This window comes from Archangium sp., assembly GCF_036389735.1.
Lineage (GTDB): Bacteria > Myxococcota > Myxococcia > Myxococcales > Myxococcaceae > Archangium.
In genome coordinates this window covers 1-3390 of record NZ_DASVWK010000129.1, presented here as the reverse complement: position 1 = coordinate 3390, position 3390 = coordinate 1, and the positions used below count along the sequence as shown (strand labels likewise).

Annotated in this window: 4 protein-coding genes; 1 reads left to right on the top strand and 3 read right to left on the bottom strand. The window is 70.8% G+C overall.

The window, feature by feature from the left end; all coding sequences use genetic code 11:
• On the bottom strand, positions 1-913 hold a 913-nt coding region (locus tag VF794_RS04960; RefSeq protein WP_331108020.1), incomplete at its 3' end, for a chemotaxis protein CheB.
• Positions 914-1245: 332 nt separating this feature from the next.
• Between VF794_RS04960 and VF794_RS04955 the strand changes: the two genes are divergently transcribed.
• Positions 1246-2412 (top strand): cytochrome-c peroxidase, encoded by a 1167-nt coding sequence (locus VF794_RS04955; protein ID WP_331108019.1) that lies wholly within the window; start codon positions 1246-1248, stop codon positions 2410-2412.
• Here the strand turns inward: VF794_RS04955 and VF794_RS04950 are convergent.
• Both VF794_RS04950 and VF794_RS04945 read right to left on the bottom strand, forming a co-directional pair.
• Positions 2384-2968, bottom strand: coding sequence for a biotin transporter BioY (locus VF794_RS04950; RefSeq protein WP_331108018.1), 585 nt, complete (start codon positions 2966-2968; stop codon positions 2384-2386). The two genes, VF794_RS04955 and VF794_RS04950, sit on opposite strands and share 29 nt — an antisense overlap.
• A partial coding sequence (locus VF794_RS04945) for an energy-coupling factor transporter transmembrane component T (RefSeq protein WP_331108017.1) occupies positions 2965-3390 on the bottom strand: 426 nt, incomplete at its 5' end. The genes VF794_RS04950 and VF794_RS04945, both read right to left, overlap by 4 nt.

Genomic DNA, 3390 nt, shown 5'->3' with positions numbered 1-3390 from the left:
CCTCCCCCATCCCCGTCAGCAACAGCCCCACGCTCCTCGACCCGTAGAACCCCGCCACGCTCTCGAAGAGCGCATCCACCGACGGCACCGCCACTCCCCTCGAGGGTTGGGTCCGCAGTCGGCCTCCGCTCACCACCAGGTCCCGGTCCGACGGCGCCACGTACACCACTCCCGGCTCCAGCCACTCCCCTCCCGCCGCCACCTCCGCCCGGTGCCCCGTGCCCTTCAACCAGTTGGCGAAGCCCGGTTCGAAGCCATGCACGATGTGCTGCGCCACCACCACCGGGAAGGGCGCTGGCGCGGGCAGCGCCTTCAGCAAGTCGAACACGAGCGGCGGCGCCCCCGTGGACCCTCCAATCGCCAACAGCGCGCAAGGCCTCTTCTCGGGTAACGCCGCCACCGCTGGCACCTGTGCCACCGGCGCCACGGCCCCCTGCGGCACGGACGTCAGGGACGAGACGGACGGCACGGCCGTCAGGGACGGCATCCGCGGCGATGGCCGCTTCCGGCCTACCACCCGCGCATGCGCCATCACCCGCACCGTGCGCAGCAGCCGCTCCCGGAACTCCCGGACCGTCTCCAGTCCCCCGCCCATGGGCTTGGCCAGCACGTCCACCGCGCCCGCCGTGAGCGACTCGAACGTCCGGTCCCTCCCCGGGGTATCCAACTGCGCGCTGAGCACCACGATGGGGCAGGGTGCCGTCGCCATGATCTCCGCGATGGCGTCCACCCCGTCCATCCCCGGCAGCACCAGGTCCATCAACACCAGGTGCGGGCCATACCGCTGCACCGCCGCCACCGCGTCGCGACCATTGGACACCGCCGGCAACAGCTCGATGTCCGGCTCGCGCCGCAGAATCTGTTCGAGGAAGGCGACGACGGAGCGTGAGTCCTCAACCAGCAGCAGCTTCAAACGATCGGCCTCCACGGCCCGTCAGTTCTCGCACCAGACCCCGGAGGGCGGCCCACCCTTCTACCACGTCTCCAGCCGTCATGGCCGCCCGTCGGAACCCCCAGGTCCAAGAGACCTGCGCGAGCATGCCCGGTGAGGGCGGGAGCCTCCTTCGCCCCCGACAAGGTCGATGAGCGGCACGGCATCCAGCGGAGGGAGCCCTCGCTCCTCCGCCCTGTCAGCTCCGTGTCCAGCACGTTGGATTCGCGTGGTATCCAGGGGATACAGTGTTCACCGGAGTAGCCTCCAGCGTCGGTCCGAGAGCGCGGGCACCGAGAAGGAAAGACATGTCGATGAGCCGTCACCCCCTGCGTAGCTGGCTGTTTGCGGGCGCCCTCGTGGGCTCCCTGGGCTTCGGGTGTACCGACCCCGAGGAGCCGTTCCCCACCCTGGACGAACTGGAGAAGCTCCAGGGCCTGCACTCCCCCGCCCGCAGGCCCCCGGTGGACCCGACGAACAAGTACGGGGATGATCCGCTCGCGGCCTCGCTGGGCACGAAGCTCTTCAACGACCCGGGTCTGTCGAGCTGCGGCACCGTCTCGTGCAAGAGCTGCCATGACGCCAGGGGCGGCTCGGTGGACACACCCAAGGCGCTGGGCTGCAACGGGGCCCAGACGGGGCGCAACCCGCCCACGGTGCTGGGCTCGGGCTACAGCACGTGGTTCATGTGGGATGGGCGCGCGGACCGGCTGTGGAACCAGGCGCTGCTGCCGCTGCTCAGCCCCATCGAGATGGCCTCCACCCCGGAGATCCTCCGCGGCCGCCTCACCGCCACCTACGCGGCGGAGTACAAGACCGTCTTCGGCAAGCTGCCCTCGGAGGAGACCGACGAGCAGCTGCTGGCCAACTTCGGCAAGGCCATCGCCGCGTACGAACGCACGCTCAATCGCAACGAGGCGCCTTTCGACCAGGACGTCATCCGATTCCTCGCGGCGGTGGAGCAGGGCAAGGCGGAGCAGGACCCGGCGTACCTCGGCCTGAAGACCTTCGTGCGCAAGGGCCAGTGCATCCTGTGCCACAAGGGCACGATGCTCAGCGACGATCAGTTCCACAACATCGGCGTGAAGGACGTGAGCGGCGGCCAGCGCGGCGTGGCGGCGGCGGCCGACGCGATGCTCACGTGGACCTTCAACTCGGCGGGGCCCTACAGCGACGCGCCCGCCGGCCTGGAGTCGAACCGGTTGCTGCGGCTGGGCAATGACCTGCGGCAGAAGGCCACCGAGCTGGAGGGGGCCTACAAGACGCCCACCCTGCGCAACGTGGAGCTGTCGGGGCCCTACATGCACACGGGTGATGTGGCGACGCTCGAGGACGTCGTCGAGCTGTACAACAAGGGCGGCGAGCCCACGGGCAACTTCGCCGGCGTGGTGTCCACGAGCATCGCGCCGCTCAACCTCGCCGACGAGGAGAAGAAGGCGCTGGTGCAGCTCCTCAAGTCGATGACGGGGGCGGTGAAGTAGGGGGGGTGGGCCTCGGCGCCTGGATGAGGGGCCAGGCGCGCTTGAGGGTGACGGCGACGGAGGCGGCCACGGCCGCCTTCACGCAGTCCCCGGGCACGAAGGCCAGCGAGCCCAGCGCCGCCTGGGCCAGCGACAGCTTCGCGGAGGCGGCGAGCCACGGAATGCCCACCGCGTAGATGGCGCCCACGCCTCCGAGCATGTTGATGGCGAAGGCGAGCGGCACGGACAGCCGGTGCCAGGCGCGCTCGGTGAGCCAGCCCACGAGGAAGGCCCCGGGCAGGAACCCCACGAGGAAGCCTCCCGTGGGCCCCGGGAACACGGCGAGCCCGCCATTGCCTCCGGCGAGCAGCGGCAGCCCCGCGGCCACGAGCACCTGGAAGAGCAGCACGGCCAGCGCCGCCTTGCGCGCGCCGAGCGTGGAGCCCGCGAGCATCACTCCGAGCGTCTGCGCGGTGATGGGCACGGGGATGAAGGGCAGCATCAGGGGCGGCATCAGCCCGAGCGCGGCGAGGATGGCGGCGAACAGGGCGACATGGACGAGGTCGCGGGTCTTCACGAGGGCTCCTCGGGATCGAAGCAGCGCGCGTCGATGGCGTCGGCGAGCTGGTCCGCCGTGCGCAGCGTCTTCACGAGCAGCGGGACGAGCACGGCGAAGGGGTCGTTCTCCAGCCCCCGGACGCGCTGGGCCTCGCGGATGTCGTGCAGCCACGTGGCGAGCAGGGGGATGAAGCGCAGGGTGAGGGAGAGCATCAAGCTCAACCGGGCGGGGTTCACCCCGAGCCGCCCGAGGGGGCGCAGGGCCCGCTCCAGGGACTCCAGCATGTCCGAGGCGCGCGTCGTCAGGGAGACGAGCGTGGCGAGCAGCAGCAGCACGGCGAGCCGCAGCACGGCCTGCAGCGCGGGCTCCACGCCGGACAGCAGCACGTGCAGGACGAACAGCGCGCCGAGCACGAAGGCGGCGGGACGCAGCAGGGGCAG

Coding starts and splice junctions, on each gene's coding strand:
- VF794_RS04955 (WP_331108019.1), top strand. CDS start 1,246: ATGAGCCGTCACCCCCTGCGTAGCTGGCTGTTTGCGGGCGCCCTCGTG.